Source organism: Filifactor sp. (assembly GCF_057248345.1).
Genome location: NZ_DBHIIC010000009.1, coordinates 20,688 through 39,707, shown reverse-complemented (window position 1 = coordinate 39,707; position 19,020 = coordinate 20,688). Strand labels below are relative to the sequence as shown.

Sequence of the window (19,020 nt, the reverse complement as noted above, 5' to 3'; positions counted from 1 at the left end):
ATCATTGATACCATCTCCCACAAATCCTACAAACTTATTTTTACTTTTACTGAGCAATAACTCTTCGATATGATACACTTTATCTTGAGGTAAAAGTTCATAACATACATTCTCTATTCCTAAAGATTTTGCTACACCCTTTGATATCTCTTCTTCATCTCCGGTAAATATAACAATATTTTTTAAACCCATGCTCTTTATTCTATCGATTACCTCAGGGGAATCTTCTTTTATCTTGTCTTCAAGAAGAATATACCCTACATACTCATGATTGACTGCAATATAAACAACATTACTGTTACATGGTAAACTCTCATCAATAATGATTCCATGTTGTCTCATCAATTTCTCGTTACCTATACATATTTCTTTATCGTCAATCTGTGAGATAATTCCACATCCAACTAACTCTTTATAATTCTTTATTCTTCGATAATCAATTTTTCCATCATACTGTTCTCTTAGTGAAATCGAAATTGGATGATTGGAGTAAACTTCTGATAAAACTACATAATCCCAAAGTTGATTTTGTGGAATTCTATCGGAATATAATTCTCTCACTTTAAAGTTACCTTCTGTTAAAGTTCCTGTCTTATCAAAAACAATTGTCTCTAAATTTGCCAATCTTTCAATATACTCTCCACCTTTTATCAACACACCATGATGTGCTCCCGAACCAATTGCACTAAAAAAACTTAATGGAATAGAAACAACCAGTGCACAAGGACAAGAAACAACTAAAAATGTAAACGATCTATACATCCAAGGGCGATATGATTCTTGAAATAAAATAGGAGGAACGAAACACAGTATCATTGCAAACATCACTACAAATGGTGTATAGTATCTTGCAAACTTAGTAATATATTTTTCCATTTTTGCTTTTTTTTCATAAGAAGATTCTACTAATTCCATTATTTTAGAAACAGTCGAATCCTCATAACTTTTTGTGGTTTGTATCATCAGAACATCGTTTGTGTTGATGCATCCACTGACAACTTCATTACCTTCTCTAACCATCTTCAATTTAGACTCTCCTGTTAAAGCAGCCGTATTTAAGGTAGACTTCCCACTAACTACAATTCCATCTAAAGGAATCTTTTCTCCTGCTTTTACCATGATGATACTTCCCACAGAAACATCTTCAGGATTGACTTGAACTAATGCATTCCCCTGCTTCAAAGTTGCGTATTCGGGTGCAATATTCATTAAGTCAACAATAGATTCTCTAGACTGGTCCATCGCATAATCTTGAAACAATTCTCCTACTCTATAAAAAATCATAACTTCAATTGCTTCATGATATTCACCTAACAAAAATGCCCCGATAGTTGCAATACTCATCAAAAAATTTTCATCAAAGACACTTCCATTCATAATGTTTTTGAAAGATTTCTTTAATATATCCCATCCAATATATAGATACAAAAGAAAAAATTTCAGAAAATCAATAATTTCATTAGTGTCCGTAAATAGAAAAATAACAAAAATAATTGATACAATTATAAGTTTTTTTCTTTCTTTCCTTTGAATTTGATTCATTCATCATCACCAACTTTAAATAAACTACTTGATAAGAACACAGTCCGGTTCAATACTACTACAGATTTTTTTTGCAGAATCAAATATAGAATCAAACATATCCTCATCACATTCTATTACCAATTTTTGAAACATGTAGTTTACTGATGCATCTTGAACACCGTCTAATTTCTTAATCTCAGTTTCCATTTTCATAGCACAGTTCACACAACCTAAATTTTGTAATTTCAATTTCTTTTTCATAATATTCTCCTATTCTTCAATATGTTCCATCCCTTGATTGATGATCGTACGAACATGTTCATCAGCGAGAGAATAAAATATATTCTTTCCATCTCTACGAAACTTTACCAATTTATTTTGTTTTAACACTCTCAATTGGTGAGAAATAGCCGACTGCGTCATGTTCAATAATTTTGACAAGTCATACACACACATCTCAGTTTCAAATAATACATATAGAATTCTGATTCTTGTAGAATCACCAAACACCTTAAATAGTTCAGCCAAATCATAAAGAACTTCTTCCTGGGGAATATTATTTTCTACCATTTTGACCATATCATCCTGTGTATGAATAAAATTCTTGTTATTGGCAATTTTTTCTGAAACCATATTACCTCCCTCCTTAAATCATATTTTTCATCATAAAATGTTTTTACAAATTCATAAATGAATATATGTTCATATGTTATGCATAAATTATATACTTTTATACATTACATGTCAATAGAATTTTTCACAACTCCTATAGAAAAATATGATGATATAAAATGATTGCGAAAAATTTTTTTATAAGATATGATACTAATGTATTTATATCAAGAATCATTTTATGAATGGAGGGTTGTTGTATTGGATAACTATACTGAGCAGTTCAATGAAAATAATATCAAACTTACAAAAAATAGAAAAATAATATTAGAAATGATTGATCGTTATAATGGCCCAATGACAGCAGAAGAAATATTTTTTTCAATCAAACAATCGACATCTATGAGTTTGTCTACCGTCTATCGAATTTTGGGTTTTTTATCTGACAATGGTATTTTATTAAAAAATACCGGTATAGATGGAAAAAGTTGTTACCAAAGAAACTGTATTCAGCACTCTCATAACTTGGTTTGCAAAATTTGTAATTCAGTAGTTACATTACCTCATTGTCCTATGATTGAAATCGAGCAATCTATCCATAAAAAAACAGGATATACAATTCTCAGTCATAATTTGGAATTTGTCGGAATTTGTCCCAAATGCCAACAAAATTTTGAGGAGCAAAAGAATAAGTCTCTACTTTAGAAATTAAGTTATAATAATCTTTTTTTAATCGAATCAATGATAATTTTTAAAAACCAATCAAGATAACCTATCATTCTATCTATCGTTAAATATATTATTTTAGATAGAATTTCAATCATTTTCCCTTGTTTTTCAAAAATACAAAATAAAAAACTAGGAATACTCTAATTTCCTAGTTTTTTCATATAAAATTATTTGCTTTTTATGATAATCCTTCTATTTTTGTACGATATGAATTTTTATATCAATATTACTCTCTTTTGCTTTCTTTTTTAATTTCTCTATCATACTATTTTCTGATATTGCTTCTCTTGTTTCTCCCATAACTACATAAACAACATGATTCTTTTTGATAAAATCTACAAGAGTATCTAATATAGTTGTTTTCGGCTTTAAAACGCTAAGACTTGCACCATTTTTTATCGCTTGATCATACAAATACTCTAATGCATCCATCGAATCAGTAAAATTCTTATTCTCTGTTACTGAAACATGCACCAAATAAACTTCCTGTTCTTTATCTTTCTGTAAATCAAGTGCATACGACAATAACCTCTTACACTGCATCTGTCCTGTCACACAAACCATTATATTCTCCATTTGTTACACCTCTCGAGTCTCAGTTAATGTATAAAAGAACCACATGATTTTCATCTATCCTGTATACTACTTATTATATCTTAAATCACATCAAATGTAAAATAGAAAGAATAAATTTTAAAACATAACATTCAATTGCAATCTTTCATTTTTTTGTATATAATATATACTATATAAATATAATTACATACTTTATTATGTAAAAATTACTATTTGGAGGATAAATTATGAAATTTTCAAATCGTATTACTTCTATGCAAGCATCTCCTATCAGAAGACTTGCTCCTTATGCAGAAAAAGCAAGAAAAGCAGGAAAAAAAGTATATCCGTTGAATATAGGTCAACCTGATATCAAAACTCCACCTGCATTTTTTGAAGCATTGGGAAACTTTAATAAAGAAGTGTTGGAATATGATGGTTCTCAAGGAAATCCGGAGTTAATCAAAGCAATTTGCAACTACTACAAAACATACAATATGGATTTTCAAGAAGATGAAATATTGATTACTAACGGTGGTAGCGAAGCTCTTTTATTTTCTATTATAGCAACTTGTGACGCAGAAGATGAAGTTTTGGTTCCTGAACCGTTCTATACAAATTATAACGGATTTGCATCAGCAGTAAATGTTACCGTAGATGGAATAACTACTAAAGCAGAAGAAGGTTTTCATCTTCCAAAAAAAGAAGATTTAGTCAAAAAAATCAAATCCAATACAAAAGCTATTATTCTATCAAATCCCGGAAATCCTACCGGTGTTATCTATACAAAAGAAGAATTAAAAATGCTTGTTGATATTTGTATTGAACACAATTTATTTATTCTTGCTGATGAGGTTTATCGCGAGTTTGTGTACGATGGATTAGAGTATATTTCTCTTGGAAACTTCAAAGAAGCAGAAGACAGAGTCATCATTATTGACAGTGTTTCAAAACGATATAGTGCTTGTGGAGCAAGAATCGGTTCTATCGCCTCCAAAAACAAGGACCTTATCCAAGAAATTTTAAAATTATGTCAAGGAAGATTATGCGTACCTACAATAGAACAAATAGGTGCAATTGAATTATATAAAACCCCTACTGACTATTTTAAAGAAGTAAATGAAGAATACACTAAGAGAAGAGATATTGTTTATGGTGCTCTACAAAAAATGGATGGGGTAATTTGTAAAGAACCCAAAGGTGCATTTTATGTATCTGTTAAATTCCCTGTAGATAATGCAGAAAAATTCATTATTTGGTGTCTTGAAGAGTTTGATTATAACGGAGAAACTTTAATGATGGCTCCTCTAGAAGGATTCTATTCTACACCTGGGATAGGTGAAGATGAAGCTCGTATCGCATATATTTTAAATACAGAAGAACTTCAAAAAGCTATGACAGTTTTGGACAAAGCTCTTCAAGCTTATCCTGGAAGAAAATAAAGTACTATCTTAAATAAAATTTATAGAACATCCCTCGTTTATGAGCTACATTTCTCATGCTTTGACAAGTGTTGAGTGAAATCATAGACGTGGGATTTTCTTTATATTTAGAATCTAAAACAAGCAATCATCACATTTTCTCCAGTCATAAAAATACCGACCTTAAAATAAGAATTTCACTTCCTATTCTAATAGTCGGTATTTCTATATCATTTTTATTTCATTCTGAATAACAATTACCGTTGATATTTTACATTTTTCCTATTTTAAGAAGTACTCTACCCCACTTCTAAATAATTGTTGTTTTTCCATATTAGGAATATTTTTATATAAATCGTTCTCAACGCGTTCAGAGTGAGCCATCTTACCTAATATTTTTCCATCTGGACTTGTAATCCCTTCAATATTCGCTACAGAACCGTTCGGATTATCTAAATAAGCAAATGCTATCTGTCCGTTTTCTTTTAGTGAACTTAGCATTTCTTCTGTACAAATAAATCTTCCTTCCCCGTGAGAAATAGGAATACGATATATTTGATTTTCATCTACATGAGATAACCAAGGAGATGTCATGGAAACTACTTTTGTATCCACCATTCTTGCAATATGTCTACCAATATTGTTGTATGTCAAGGTAGGACTTGTTTCCTCTACATCACAAATTTTTCCGTAAGGTAATAATCCTGTCTTTATCAACGCTTGAAATCCATTACAAATACCAAGAATTAGACCGTCATTTTCCACTAGAAGATAGTTAATTGCATCAGCAATTTTTGGATTTCGAATTACACTTGCTATAAATTTACCGGAACCGTCTGGCTCATCACCCAAACTGAATCCTCCCGGAATAAAGAGAATTTGAGATTCCGAAATTTTTCTTGCAAGCTCATCAATGGATTTTTTCATATCCTCGATGGAAAGATTATTCAAGATAAAGATTTCTGCCTTGGCTCCAACTTGTTCAAATGCATTTGCTGAATCATACTCACAGTTCGTACCCGGGAACACAGGAATGATTACTTTAGGTACATCTACCGGTTTTGTAGATTTTCTAACTGATTTTTTGGTTGGTTTAACATCAGATAACTTAACAGAATCATCTGTCGGAATTTCAGGTGAAAATACCTTTTCTAAAGTGTTTCTATATGCAAAAGATATTTTTTCTTTCTTTAGTTTTGTTCCATTTACTATCCAATCTGAATTTATGATGGAAGAAATACCTATATTCTCTACTCCATCTACTTCGTCTTTGTACTCAATAACAAATGAGCCGAACAGTTTTTCATAGAAAAGTGCTTCATCATAACTTACATCAATTCCGATATTATTTCCCATTGCCATTTCTAATAGTAGTGGCAAGCTTCCTTTATGAGTAATTGCATTACAAGAGATAATATTCTTATCTTTTATTCCATTTCTCAAAGTTTCTAAATTTCTTTTGAAAGACTCAATATCTAATACGCCTTCATCTGTTCTATTAGTAACCAACAGACCTAATTTTGCATTTCCTTTTAATTCAGGCGAAATTATTTGTTCAATATCTTCCGTTGCCACCGCAAAGGAAATTAAAGTTGGTGGTACACTCAGATGATGAAAAGTTCCCGACATGGAATCTTTTCCTCCAATCGGTGGAATATTCAACTCTTTTGTAATCTTATATGCTCCCAATAAAGCCATAAAAGGTTTTGCCCATTTTGTATCCTCTTCTCCCAACTTTTCAAAATATTCTTGGAAAGATAACCTTGAAAGAAGTGCATTAGCACCAACTGCAGCAATCTTACACAAACTTTCTACTACTGCATAGTAAGCACCTAAAAAAGTGCTTTTTTCACTTAGATAAGGATCAAATCCATAGCTCATGATACTTACTGTGCTGACATTTCCTTTCAAAGAAGGAATTTTGGCTACCATAGCTTGACTTGGAGTAATTTGCAACTCTCCTCCTAATGGAGAAAGAACTGTATTCTTGCCAATAGAAGAATCAAATCTTTCTACTAATGTTTTCTTGCTACAACGATTCAAATCTGACATTGCGTGTTCCAGTTGTTCTTGTAACGAACCTTCCGGTAATTCCGGTTTGAAGAAATCTTGTTCTTGTACAGATTCTACTTTGATAGACTGATGTCTTGATGCTCCGGCAGAATTTAAAAACTCTCTTGATAAATCAACAATTACCATATCGTTGTACTTCATAATGAGACGACCGGTGTCTGTAACTTCTGCAACCTTTGTTACTTCTAAGTTTTCTTGATAACAAAGATTTATAAATCGATCCATGTCTTTTCCATCCAACACTACAGCCATACGCTCTTGAGATTCCGAAATTGCAATTTCTCTCGGTGTTAATCCCAAATACTTTAACGGAACATTCTCTAAATGTATTTCTAAAGAATCTGCTAATTCTCCTATCGCAACACTAACTCCTCCTGCACCAAAATCATTACATTTTTTAATCATTTTAGCTGCATCCGGATTTCTAAAGAGACGTTGTATTTTTCTTTCTGTAGGAGCATTTCCTTTTTGTACTTCTGCAGAGGAAGTTGTGATAGAATCAGCAGTGTGAACTTTAGATGAACCTGTAGCACCACCAACTCCATCTCTACCTGTCTTTCCTCCTAATAACAGGATAACATCGCCTTTCACAGGCTCTTCTCTTTTCACATTTTCAGCCGGTGCTGCAGCAATCACTGCACCTACTTCCATACGCTTGGCTTTATATCCTTCGTGATAGATTTCGTCAACTAATCCTGTTGTCAATCCAATTTGATTTCCATAAGAACTATACCCTTTTGCTGCTCCTTGTGTAATCTTTCTTTGAGGAAGCTTTCCAGGTAAAGTTTCTTCCAGTGATTCTCTTGGATCAGCTGAACCTGTAACTCTCATTGCTTGATATACATAAGCTCGTCCGGAGAGTGGGTCTCTAATTGCTCCCCCTAAACAGGTAGCTGCACCCCCGAAAGGTTCTATTTCAGTTGGATGGTTGTGTGTTTCATTTTTAAACATCAGTAAATAATCTTCTAATTCGTTCCCTACTCGTACTTTCACTTTGATAGAACAAGCATTGATTTCTTCCGACACTTCCAAATCTTCTAATGTCCCATTTGCTCTCATATATCTAGCTACAATAGTTGCTAAATCCATTAACGTAATCGGTTTCGTTCTATTTAATTCTGTTCTGGTATTTAAATAATCTTCGTATGCCTCTTGTACTAATTCATCAAACTTATTTTTTACTTGTGGAAAATGAACATCCTCCAAAATTGTCTGAAACGTAGTATGTCTACAGTGATCAGACCAATAAGTATCCAACATATCCAATTCCGTATGAGTTGGATTCCTTTTTTCTTCTTTGAAATAATGATAGATACAAAGCAAATCTTCAAAACTCATTGCCAGAGATTTTTCATCAAAAAATTCTTTTAATTGTGATTCTGTATAATCAATAAATCCTTCATATATTTCATTGTTAATCTCTGTCTCAAATCTATCTTGCAAAGTTGTTGGAATTCCTAATAGCTTGCCTTTTTGTTGATCAACAGGGTTAATCAACAGAGATTCTATCTGTTTCCATTCAGTTTCTGAAAAATCTCCTTCAAAATAATATACCTTCTCACTTCTCGCCAATAAATCGTCTTTTTCAATTGCAACAGCGACTGCTTCTATCAAACCCTGTTCTCTTTGATCAAACTGTCCTCTATGATATTTTACAACAATACTTTGACCTAATTTTTTTTCTAATTGTAATGCATCTTCAAATAAGTAAATATCATCTACCGGACTCTCACTCAAAATTGTTTTGGAAATTCTTCTTATTTCTTCATCTGTTAAATTCTGAATATCGTATCGTTGATATATTTTCAAGCGAGGAATCGTTATCTTCAAACTTTCTTCCAACTCTTTTTTTAAAGGTTCGCTTTCTATATCATAGTTATCTTTTTTAGCAACATATACTCTTTTTACCAATGGTGAAATATCCTTTCTATAAATTGCACCGTCAAAAGTTATCTTCGAAATCGTATCATACACTTTATCATAAGCTGTTTCAAAATCGTCTTGTGCAGTGGAGATACTAAGTACACGACCACCGTTTGTCACAATTTTACCATCTTTACAGGATGTTCCTGCATGAAATACTGTAACATCTTCATCTACTTTGTCTAAGCCTTCAATTACAGCACCCTTTTCATATTTTTTAGGATATCCGTTGGATGCCATAACCGTTGTAATAACTTTTTTATCATTAAAAACAGGCTTTACTTCGTTCAATTTATTTTCGCTAACAGCAACAAAGATATCCATCAAATTAGTATCTAATCTTAACATAATAGATTGTGTCTCAGGATCCCCAAATCGCGTATTAAACTCCAATACTTTCACACCATCCGTTGTTACAATAAGTCCAAAGAAAATAACTCCTCTGAAATCTAAATTTTCTTTTTTCAAACCTTCCATAAAAGGTTTCATAATTCTTTCTTCTATCTCCGAATAATAGGCATCCCCTTGTAGATTAGGACTATATGTCCCCATTCCACCGGTATTATCTCCCTTTTCTCCTTCATAAATCTTTTTATGATCTTTCACAGTTGGCATTGCAACTATCGTATGGTTGTCTACAAAACACAATTGAGAAATTTCAAATCCGTCTAAGTATTCTTCAACAACTAGAGATGTTTCTCCAAATATTTTTTTGTCAAAGATATCAGAACAATAGGATTCTATCATTATATCATTTTCAGCAATCACAACTCCTTTACCTTGACATAATCCATCTGCTTTCAAAACAACAGTTTTTGAAGGATTACAAGCTCTTAATTCTCTGGCATAAGCCACAGCTTCTTCTTTCGTATAACACTCTTTATACTTTGCTGTAGGCAAGTTGTGTTGATTCATAAACTCTTTTGCATAAGCCTTACTCTCTTCTAATCTAGCTGACTCTTTCTTTACTCCGAATACTTCTATATGCTCTGATTCTAAAGCATCTGCTAATCCCTCGCACAGAGGATCCTCCGGACCTATTACAACGAAATCTATTTTATTGTTTTTTGCAAAGTCTATTATTTTTCCTTTATCTGTTGCTAAAATATCAACACATTCTCCAATCATGCTACATCCGGCATTTCCAGATGCAAAATATAACTTATCATCAGGGTTATCTATGTGAATTTTATATCCAATTGCATGTTCTCTTGCTCCGCTACCCACAATTAAAATATTCATAGCAATCTTCCTTTCCATACTCTGTACACTTTTTTCCGATATTAATATTCTATCTCTATTTCTATTTCTATTATATCAAATATAAATCATATATTGATACTCTTCCAAAATTTAATGTTTGAAATGTCTAATTCCGGTAAAAACCATACTCATATTAAATTCATTACATTTATCAATACTATCTTGATCACGAATTGAGCCACCAGGTTGAATAATTGCTGTAATTCCCATTTCTTTTGCCAATTCCACGCAATCAGAAAACGGAAAAAATGCGTCTGATACCAAAACACAACCTTGAAAATCTCTATCTGGATGATTGCTTCTTATACTGTTCAATGCCCATATTCTGGAAGTTTGTCCTCCTCCAATTCCCATTGTAACTCCATTTTTTACCAATACAACGGCATTTGATTTAACATATTGACAAACTTTCATTCCAAACAACATATCTTGTTTTTCTTGAATTGTAGGTTCGGTTGCGGTTACAATGTCAAAACCTTCTTTTTCTACAAAATCTCTATCTTGTACTAATACTTTTCCGTTAATATACTTTAAATCCATATCAAGAGGTTCCTTGGAAAAATCAATCTTTAATATTCTAAGATTTTTTTTCTTCTTTAATTCGTCTAAAGCTTCTTCTGTAAAATTAGGAGCACAAACTATTTCCAAAAAAATCTCATTCATCAACTTTGCAGTATCTAAATCAACAGTTCCGGTACAAGCTACAATTCCACCAAAGATAGATAGCGGATCGGCTTGATATGCTTTGTGATAAGAATCGTATACAGATTCTCCCATACCTACTCCACATGGTGTTGCATGTTTCAAAGCTACCGTAGCGGTAACTCCATCTCTTACAAAACTACTTGCCAATTCTACTGCAATATTTAAATCATTCAGATTATTAAACGAAAGCTCTTTTCCGTGTAATTGCTCAAAATCACTCAACAATCCGTCTACAAAATTATCAGAATACAACATCGCTTTTTGATGAGGATTTTCACCATAACGAAGAGTACTATCCTCTTTTAGTCCTATTGTCAATGTGTTAGATTGTTTTCCGGTATAAGATGCAAAATATCGTGCAATCATGGAGTCGTAGTAAGCTGTTAAAGAAAAAGCCTTCATTGCCATTTCTTCTCTGAACTTCATATCTACCAATCCATTTTTCAGTAATTCTATAACTCTATCATAATCACTTGGATCTGTTACAATTAACACATCTTTGTAATTTTTTGCTGCTGACCTTACCATCGAAGGTCCACCGATATCGATATTTTCAATCATTTCAGTATGAGGCTTCTTTTGCTTCAAAGAATCTTCAAAAGCATATAAATTTACTACTACAATATCAATAGGATGGATTCCATATTCTTCTACTGTTTTGACATGCTCAGGTAAATCCCTACGATACAACAAGCCTCCATGAATCATCGGATGCAACGTTTTTACACGACCATCCAACATCTCCGGGAATTCGGTCACTTCTTCAATTGACTTTGCATTTACACCGTATTCACATATTGTTTTTAAAGTCCCTCCGGTAGAAATAATATCATATCCCAAATCCTCTAATTGCTTTGCAAATACTGCAATTCCCGTCTTATCTGTAACACTCAATAATGCTCTATTCAAGATTCTCTTCCTCCAATTTCAAAATTGCTTCTTTTAGTATCCTATGTTCTACATCTAAAACAATTTTTTGTATTTCTTCAGGAGATGTTGCTCCTTCAATTGATATAGATTCTTGTATCAAAATTTTTCCACCATCTACAGTTTCATTTACAAAATGTACAGTAGCACCACTCTTTTTGTCCTTATGTTCAAACACTGCTTTATGCACATTTAAACCATACATCCCTTTCCCACCATACTTTGGTAAAAGAGAAGGATGAATATTAATAATCCTATCTTGATATTCTTTTAATAAAGTTGTCCCCAGTATTTTTAAATAACCTGCCAATACAATGGTATCGATATCATACTCAGATAGTTTATCCAAAATCTCATGTTCTGTTTTCAAAACAAAAGCAGGTACATTATAATTTTTTGCTCGCTCTAATGCATAAGCATCTTCTCTATTAGAAATCACCAAACAAATCTTTGATTGAAAGTACTTATCTTTCTCTGCATCCAACAAACTTTGAAGATTTGTACCTCCTCCGGATACAAAAACTGCTATTCTCCGAACTGAAGATGACATTTTTGTTCTCCTTTCACAACACTTCCAATCTCATAAGCACAATCTTGTGTATTGTTATGAATCCAGTCTATTATTTGAGATGATTCTTCCTTTGATACGATTAGAACCATACCAACTCCCATATTTAAACTTCGATACATTTCATTTTTTTCAACCATATCCAAATGACGAATCACTTCAAATATCTCAGGATATTCCCAACTTTCCGTATCGATCACAACATCTACATCTTTTGGCAAAATACGAGGTACATTTTCAACCAAACCTCCACCTGTAATATTTGAAATCCCTTTAATATTAAACTTAGAAATTAAATCCAATATTGTTTTTACATATAATCTAGTTGGCCGTAATAGTGCTTTTCCAATTGGCTCTGACATTCCTTCATATACATCGTCTAATTTTAAGTTTAGAGTTTCTAAAAATAACTTTCTTGCAAGGGAGTATCCGTTAGAGTGTAAACCGGTAGAAGATAGTCCTATTACAACATCACCCTCTTGAATGGTACTACCATCTATCATCTTTTTCTTATCTACAATTCCAACTGAAAAACCTGCTAAATCATATTCATCTTTTGAATACAATCCAGGCATTTCTGCAGTTTCACCGCCAATCAATGCACATAGAGACTCTTTACATCCATCGGCAATTCCTCCTACAATCGTTGCAATTTTTTCTGCCTGAACATTCCCAGTTGCAACATAATCCAAGAAAAATAAAGGTTTTGCACCTTGACATATCAAGTCATTTACACACATTGCAACTAAGTCAATTCCAACAGTATCGTGAACATCCATCTGTTGTGCTACCATAATTTTTGTTCCGACACCATCAGTAGAAGCCAATAAGACTGGTTCTTCCATACCTGAGATATCTCCTAATGAAAATCCTCCGGCAAACAATCCGATATCTCCTACAACACCACTGGTATAAGTTTCTTTCACTTTCGCTTTCATCAATTCAACGGCTCTATTTCCTTCGGTAATATCTACACCCGAATCTGCATATGTTATTTTTTTCATACAAGTCCTCCTATATTCGTCATTATTCCATGTAATATACTTATAGATATTCCAAATTACTGTATTACAATAAACAAGGGTCTACGTTATAATTACCTGTAAAACAAGCATTGCAAAATATATCTCTATTTTCCAAATCACTCGCTCGATATAATCCATCCAAAGAAATAAATGATAGAGAATCAGCTCCAATAATTTCTTTTATCTCTTCTACAGAGTGTTGTGCTGCTATCAGATTGTTTCTGGATGGTGTATCAATTCCATAATAACATGGATATTCAACCGGTGGAGAAGTTATTCTCACATGAACTTCTGTAGCTCCTGCATCTCTTAAATTTTGAATTAAGTTTCTTGAAGTCGTTCCTCTTACAATAGAGTCATCTACCAAAACAATTTTCTTTCCTTTTACAACATGATATTGAGGATTTAATTTCAATCGAACAGCAATTTCTCTTTCTTCTTGTGTCGGCTTGATGAAAGTCCTACCCATATATCTATTTTTTACCAATCCTTCTCCTAGCGGAATACCTGATGCTTGTGAATAACCAATTGCAGCCGGATAACCTGAGTCAGGAACCGGAACTACCAAATCCACATCCACCGGAGATTCTTCAAATAAAATTTTTCCTGTTCTCCATCTGAACAAATATGCGTTTACTTCTTCTAAGTTCGCATCATTTCTTGCCAAATAAACATGTTCAAAGATACAGAACGAATGCTTTTCTTCTTTTGCTTTCAAACTATGTGAAACAAATCCATTTTCTCCGGTCACAACAATTTCTCCCGGCTTTACATCTCTATCAAAGGTCATTCCAAGAATATCACCCGCTGCATTTTCAGAAGCAAAAATATATTCTCCATTCTTATGTCCCATAACCAAAGGCCTAAATCCGTTTGGATCTCTCACTGCAATTAACTTCTCTTGATACATTAAAATAAAGGAATAGGCACCTTCCAAATAACTTGCTGCCTTCTTTACGGCTTTAATAATATCTCCATCATAATACCGTGCAATAAGATATAAAATTACCTCAGTATCCGAATTAGTTTGAAACATCATTCCTTCTTCTTCAAGACGAGTCCTTAACAATTGATGATTGATTAACGAACCATCATTGACAATGGATAATTTCTCTCCTTTTGTAAAACCAAAGAAAGGTTCTCCTGTTGCATTAACAGAAGTAGATGCCATTGCATATCTTACATTTCCAATACCGATATTTCCTGTTGTTGAATCCAAAACATCCTCTTTCATAGAGTCTATTACCAAACCGGAATGTCTTACTCTTATAATATCTTCACCTGTATTGACCGCAATTCCACAACCTTCTTGTCCTCTATGTTGTAAAGAATTCAAACCATAAAACAATTTTCTGCTAACATTTTGTGTGCTCTTTATCCCTAAAATTCCTGCCAATGTAATCAACCACCCCTTAATTTGAACTTAACATGATTTACTTATCAAGAATATACTTGACTCTTAACGAATACTATCCAAAAATTCTTTTTCTTTTCTCAAAGTATCTGTTTCCATATCCTTTTTAAATTTTTTCATCTTTTCTGCAAGTTCTACATATTTCAACGAAAGTATCTGACATGCCAAAATAGCAGCATTTTTTGAACCGTTAATTGCAACTGTAGCAACCGGTACTCCGGGCGGCATTTGAACAATAGATAAAAGTGCATCCATACCTTCTAAAGCAGATGATTTAATAGGAATACCGATAACAGGTTTATAAGTTTTTGCTGCTACAACACCCGGTAAATGTGCTGCTTTTCCTGCTGCCGCTATATAAACATCAATCTCATCGTCATTATTCTCGATAAAAGAATCCAATTCTGCTGATGTTCTATGAGCAGACAACGCTCTAATTTCAAAAGGAACTTCTAATGTATTCAAAAATTCACATGCATCCTTCACCTTATCATAATCAGATACCGATCCCATAACAATTGCTATTTTCATCATTACTTCTCCTTTTCTTCTTTTCCGTATATATTATATATTTTCTATATGTATAATACGAATATATACGAACTATGAGTTGTATTACTAAACTTAATATTTATATATTTCACTATAACGAAAAAAATAAAAAAAATCAATATTTTAAGCATATTTATTATTTAAATTCTAAGATGATTATGTTTTTTAATAAAATATTTTTATCCTTCGACCTTATTTCATATTCAATATTACAAATTAAGTTTTTACACACAAAAAGCACTCTTTTCAAAGTGCTTTTTTCCATCATATAGAATTCAACTTTACAGCAAATATGTTCCCTGTCTATTATCAGAATGTTTTTTCCATTCATTTTGTGTTGCTTTGCCATATTTTATATTGAACATTGATTTTACCACCATAATCAGCAGTAGGTCCAATCTTAAATTTGAAATCCTGTTGTTTCTTGGAAACTTCTTTTACCAATGTTCCTTCTTCTCCCTGCTTAATCACTAAATCAGACTCATCAATTGACACATTTACTTTATTATCTCCAACGTTTTCGACCCAAAAAATAACATATTTCCCATCTGATTGTTGAAGAGAGTATTCCGGCCCCAAAGAAGTTCCTTTAAATTTCCCATGAGAAATATCTACTTTATTTTCAGTACTTTCACTTTTATCTGGAGAAATTATGTTGCTATCCAAATCCGTTGCATTTTGATTGCAAGAAGAAAGCATTATCCCTACCAGTAAAAAAACTCCTGCCAAAATAGTTCTATGTTTCATGTTTCCCTCCTAAGTTAAATGGTATTAATAACATTTTTCTATTGATAACTTAATTTTGCTCTCTCTATAGTATCACATAAACTCTAAATCTCATAAGAAAATTATCATCTTTTTTACAAAGACAAAAAATTATAGTGTTACAATTGAACATCATAAATAGAAATATTTTAAATACTGTATGTTATATTGTATAATAAATATAAAACAACTTAATTTTTTAAGAAAGAAGTGATATTTATGATGAATCCGGAAACGGAAAAATTTTATTCCATGATAAAAAACTCCAATAATATTGTCTTTTTAGGTGGAGCAGGTGTTTCAACAGAAAGTAATATACCGGATTTTCGAAGTAATACGGGACTTTATAATATGCATATTGGCAATTTTTCTGCAGAGGAAATTTTAAGTAGTCCCTTTTTCTTCAAACACACCAAGGAATTCTATCAATTTTATAATGAAAAAATGATTTACATGAATGCCAAACCTAACAAAGCTCATCAAGCACTGGCGAAACTGGAATCATTAGGAAAATTAAAGGCAGTTATTACACAAAACATTGATGGACTTCATCAAATGGCAGGTTCTCAAAATGTTCTCGAATTACATGGAAGTGTTCTACATAATTACTGCACAGGATGTGGAAAATACTACTCTTTAGACGATATCTATCCTATTACCGACATCCCATTATGTAAAGAGTGTGGAAATATCATTAAACCTGATGTTACGTTGTATCAAGAATCTCTGAATATGTCTATCTTTGAAAAAGCAATCTCCTATATCAAACAAGCTGATATAATGATTGTAGGAGGCACCTCTTTAGTTGTATATCCTGCCGCTTCACTTGTCCGTTATTACAGAAATACTAAACTAGTTCTTATTAATCGTGATGAGACTACCTATGACTCTATAGCAAACCTCATCTTTAGGGACAGTATCGGTGATATATTAAATGATGTCATATCCCAACTGTAAGACCGTTTTGAATTTATAATCGTGATAAGTGTGCTCTTTACTAAAAAATTATTTCTTTATAAAGGATCTTAGATAAATTGAGCAAATCTATTTTTTACTTAATAATTTTTTGTTAAAACTATACTCATCACAAAGAAATCATCTACATTAGTTCGATATGGTTTTAATCAATTACGTATGGTATTATATAAAATTTATCAATAAAAAACCGAAGATTTAATAATCCTCGGTTTTTTATTGATAAGAAATGAATATGTTATCATTTATTTTGCATAATCAACGGCTCTGGTTTCACGGATAATGCTGACTTTAATTTGTCCCGGATATTCCATCTGCTCTTCAATTTGTTTTTTTACATTTCGAGCTAATAGTGGTAAATAGTCATCGTCTATTTTATCCGGTTTTACCAAAATTCTAACTTCTCTACCCGCTTGGATTGCATAGGATTTATCTACACCTTCAAAACTATTGGAAATTTCTTCCAATTTTTCCAATCGCTTAATATAGGCTTCTAATGTTTCCCCTCTTGCTCCAGGTCTTGCTGCAGAAATTGCATCTGCTGCTGTTACCAACACCGCTTCTACAGTTCTCGGTTCATAATCTCCATGATGTGTAGACATCGCATGAATTACTTCTTCAGATTCTTTATATCTCTTCAATAAATCCATTCCAATCTCTACATGAGTTCCTTCTATTTCATGGTCTAATGCTTTTCCGATATCATGCAACAGTCCTGCTCTTTTAGCAATCTTCGCATCTGCTCCAAGTTCGGTTGCCATGATAGAAGTGAGATGTGCAATTTCGATAGAATGTTTTAGAACATTTTGTCCATAGCTTGTTCTAAAATGTAACCTTCCTAATAATTTTACTAATTCAGGATGAAGACCATATACTCCTGTTTCAAAAACAGCTTTTTCTCCTTCTTCCTTCAGGATTACTTCAATCTCTTCTTTTGCTTTTTCCACCATTTCTTCAATGCGTGCCGGATGAATTCTACCATCAGAAATTAATTTTTCCAACGCAATACGAGCAACTTCTCTCCGAATTGGATCAAATGCAGACAATACAACTGCTTCCGGAGTATCATCAATAATAAAGTCAACTCCTGTCAAGCTTTCCAAAGTTCTGATATTTCTTCCTTCACGTCCGATAATTCTTCCCTTCATTTCATCATTCGGAAGGCTCACCACACTAACTGTAGTCTCTGCTACATGGTCTGCTGCACATTTTTGAATTGCATAGGATACAATTTCCCTTGCTTTTTTATCAGCTTGGTCTTTTGCTTCAGCTTCCATGTCCTTAATCATGACAGACAATTCTCTACGAACATCTTTTTCAACATTAGAAATAATCTGTTCCTTTGCTTCTTCTACTGTCAAATTAGAGATATTCTCTAATTTTGCAAGTTGTTCCACCTTGATCTGTTCCACTTCTTCTTCCCTTGACTCTACTTCTTTCACTTTATCAAAAAGCTTTGTTTCTCTCGCTTCTAATTGACTCATTTTTTTATCTAAAGTAGCTTCTTTTTGAATCACACGATCTTCGAACTTTTGTAGCTCAATCCTACGTTCTTTATATTCTCGATCTGCTTCTTGTTTGATTCTATGGGATTCTTCTTTTGCTTCCAGAAGTTTCTCCTTTTTCATTGCTTCAGCATCTTTGATTTTTCTTTTCGCATCGCTCTTTATACTCTCAGCTTGCTCATTTGCTTTTGATATAATTTGATCCGCAACAGTTTCTGCTTGTTTTAGCTTACCTTCTGCTATATTTTTTCGAATAATATATCCAATCAACAACCCAACGAGTCCAAAAAGAGCACCTACTATAATTGTAATCGGTTCGATGTTGTCCACCTCCTTTTCTTCTCGTTTTTTCACTTTTTATTCATTTCCGTTTAAGAATATCTTAAAATATTACAAGATACAGTTATATTCTAATCGTGATTAATTTTTATGTCAATGTAAATACTAACATTATTCAAAAAATATTGATTTTCTATATTGAAAA

At 32.6% G+C, this 19,020-nt stretch carries 15 protein-coding genes; 3 read left to right on the top strand and 12 right to left on the bottom strand.

Annotation, left to right across the window (positions count from 1 at the left end; all coding sequences use genetic code 11):
• From ACO5GE_RS03385 to ACO5GE_RS03375, 3 genes are all read right to left on the bottom strand, one after another.
• Positions 1–1,344, bottom strand: a 1,344-nt coding sequence (locus ACO5GE_RS03385; RefSeq protein ID WP_484829521.1) for a heavy metal translocating P-type ATPase, incomplete at its 3' end; no start/stop codon positions are given.
• 222 nt (positions 1,345–1,566) lie between these two features.
• Positions 1,567–1,785: a heavy-metal-associated domain-containing protein gene (locus tag ACO5GE_RS03380; protein WP_484829520.1), complete on the bottom strand. Its 219-nt coding sequence runs from the start codon at positions 1,783–1,785 to the stop codon at positions 1,567–1,569.
• A gap of 9 nt (positions 1,786–1,794) precedes the next feature.
• A complete protein-coding gene (locus ACO5GE_RS03375; protein ID WP_484829526.1) occupies positions 1,795–2,103 on the bottom strand; it encodes an ArsR/SmtB family transcription factor in 309 nt (102 codons plus the stop codon).
• Positions 2,104–2,397: 294 nt separating this feature from the next.
• Here ACO5GE_RS03375 and ACO5GE_RS03370 point away from each other — a divergent pair, with 294 nt between their 5' ends.
• Complete coding sequence (locus tag ACO5GE_RS03370; RefSeq protein ID WP_484829519.1) at positions 2,398–2,841, top strand: Fur family transcriptional regulator; 444 nt, start codon at positions 2,398–2,400, stop codon at positions 2,839–2,841.
• Positions 2,842–3,057: 216 nt separating this feature from the next.
• Here the strand turns inward: ACO5GE_RS03370 and ACO5GE_RS03365 are convergent, their stop codons facing one another.
• Complete coding sequence (locus tag ACO5GE_RS03365) at positions 3,058–3,441, bottom strand: universal stress protein (protein WP_484829518.1); 384 nt, start codon at positions 3,439–3,441, stop codon at positions 3,058–3,060.
• A 227-nt stretch (positions 3,442–3,668) separates the two neighbouring features.
• Here ACO5GE_RS03365 and ACO5GE_RS03360 point away from each other — a divergent pair, with 227 nt between their 5' ends.
• Entirely contained in the window at positions 3,669–4,862 is a 1,194-nt protein-coding gene (locus ACO5GE_RS03360; RefSeq protein ID WP_484829517.1) for a pyridoxal phosphate-dependent aminotransferase, read from the top strand.
• A gap of 261 nt (positions 4,863–5,123) precedes the next feature.
• On the opposite strand, the gene ACO5GE_RS03355 is transcribed toward ACO5GE_RS03360, so the two are convergent.
• From ACO5GE_RS03355 to ACO5GE_RS03325, 7 genes are all read right to left on the bottom strand, one after another.
• The gene (locus tag ACO5GE_RS03355) at positions 5,124–10,079 is read right to left on the bottom strand and encodes a phosphoribosylformylglycinamidine synthase (protein ID WP_484829516.1); all 4,956 of its coding nucleotides are present in this window, start codon (positions 10,077–10,079) and stop codon (positions 5,124–5,126) included.
• Between the two features lie 111 nt (positions 10,080–10,190).
• Positions 10,191–11,717 carry a bifunctional phosphoribosylaminoimidazolecarboxamide formyltransferase/IMP cyclohydrolase gene (gene purH, locus ACO5GE_RS03350; protein WP_484829525.1) on the bottom strand — a complete coding sequence of 509 codons (1,527 nt, stop codon included), beginning with the start codon at positions 11,715–11,717 and terminating at the stop codon, positions 10,191–10,193.
• Positions 11,707–12,282 carry a phosphoribosylglycinamide formyltransferase gene (gene purN, locus ACO5GE_RS03345; RefSeq protein ID WP_484829515.1) on the bottom strand — a complete coding sequence of 192 codons (576 nt, stop codon included), beginning with the start codon at positions 12,280–12,282 and terminating at the stop codon, positions 11,707–11,709. Before purN ends, purH begins: the two co-directional genes overlap by 11 nt.
• Positions 12,258–13,304, bottom strand: coding sequence for a phosphoribosylformylglycinamidine cyclo-ligase (gene purM / locus ACO5GE_RS03340; protein WP_484829514.1), 1,047 nt, complete (start codon positions 13,302–13,304; stop codon positions 12,258–12,260). Before purM ends, purN begins: the two co-directional genes overlap by 25 nt.
• A 64-nt stretch (positions 13,305–13,368) precedes the next feature.
• Entirely contained in the window at positions 13,369–14,721 is a 1,353-nt protein-coding gene (gene purF, locus ACO5GE_RS03335) for an amidophosphoribosyltransferase (protein WP_484829513.1), read from the bottom strand.
• Positions 14,722–14,784: 63 nt separating this feature from the next.
• On the bottom strand, positions 14,785–15,270 hold the full coding sequence (gene purE, locus ACO5GE_RS03330) for a 5-(carboxyamino)imidazole ribonucleotide mutase (RefSeq protein ID WP_484829512.1): 486 nt from the start codon (positions 15,268–15,270) through the stop codon (positions 14,785–14,787).
• Between the two features lie 348 nt (positions 15,271–15,618).
• Entirely contained in the window at positions 15,619–16,038 is a 420-nt protein-coding gene (locus ACO5GE_RS03325) for a hypothetical protein (protein ID WP_484829511.1), read from the bottom strand.
• A gap of 240 nt (positions 16,039–16,278) precedes the next feature.
• Here ACO5GE_RS03325 and ACO5GE_RS03320 point away from each other — a divergent pair, with 240 nt between their 5' ends.
• Positions 16,279–17,013, top strand: a complete 735-nt coding sequence (locus tag ACO5GE_RS03320) for an NAD-dependent protein deacylase (RefSeq protein ID WP_484829524.1) — start codon at positions 16,279–16,281, stop codon at positions 17,011–17,013.
• Between the two features lie 263 nt (positions 17,014–17,276).
• On the opposite strand, the gene rny is transcribed toward ACO5GE_RS03320, so the two are convergent.
• Positions 17,277–18,866 carry a ribonuclease Y gene (gene rny, locus ACO5GE_RS03315; RefSeq protein WP_484829523.1) on the bottom strand — a complete coding sequence of 530 codons (1,590 nt, stop codon included), beginning with the start codon at positions 18,864–18,866 and terminating at the stop codon, positions 17,277–17,279.
• Between the last annotated feature and the right edge of the window lie 154 nt (positions 18,867–19,020).

Excerpts from the sequence above, each read along its gene's own strand:
- ACO5GE_RS03355 (WP_484829516.1), bottom strand. The coding sequence starts at position 10,079 with ATGAATATTTTAATTGTGGGTAGCGGAGCAAGAGAACATGCAATTGGA.
- purN (WP_484829515.1), bottom strand. The coding sequence starts at position 12,282 with ATGTCATCTTCAGTTCGGAGAATAGCAGTTTTTGTATCCGGAGGAGGT.
- purM (WP_484829514.1), bottom strand. The coding sequence starts at position 13,304 with ATGAAAAAAATAACATATGCAGATTCGGGTGTAGATATTACCGAAGGA.
- purE (WP_484829512.1), bottom strand. The coding sequence starts at position 15,270 with ATGAAAATAGCAATTGTTATGGGATCGGTATCTGATTATGATAAGGTG.
- ACO5GE_RS03325 (WP_484829511.1), bottom strand. The coding sequence starts at position 16,038 with ATGAAACATAGAACTATTTTGGCAGGAGTTTTTTTACTGGTAGGGATA.
- ACO5GE_RS03365 (WP_484829518.1), bottom strand. The coding sequence starts at position 3,441 with ATGGAGAATATAATGGTTTGTGTGACAGGACAGATGCAGTGTAAGAGG.
- ACO5GE_RS03380 (WP_484829520.1), bottom strand. The coding sequence starts at position 1,785 with ATGAAAAAGAAATTGAAATTACAAAATTTAGGTTGTGTGAACTGTGCT.
- ACO5GE_RS03360 (WP_484829517.1), top strand. The coding sequence starts at position 3,669 with ATGAAATTTTCAAATCGTATTACTTCTATGCAAGCATCTCCTATCAGA.
- ACO5GE_RS03320 (WP_484829524.1), top strand. The coding sequence starts at position 16,279 with ATGAATCCGGAAACGGAAAAATTTTATTCCATGATAAAAAACTCCAAT.
- ACO5GE_RS03375 (WP_484829526.1), bottom strand. The coding sequence starts at position 2,103 with ATGGTCAAAATGGTAGAAAATAATATTCCCCAGGAAGAAGTTCTTTAT.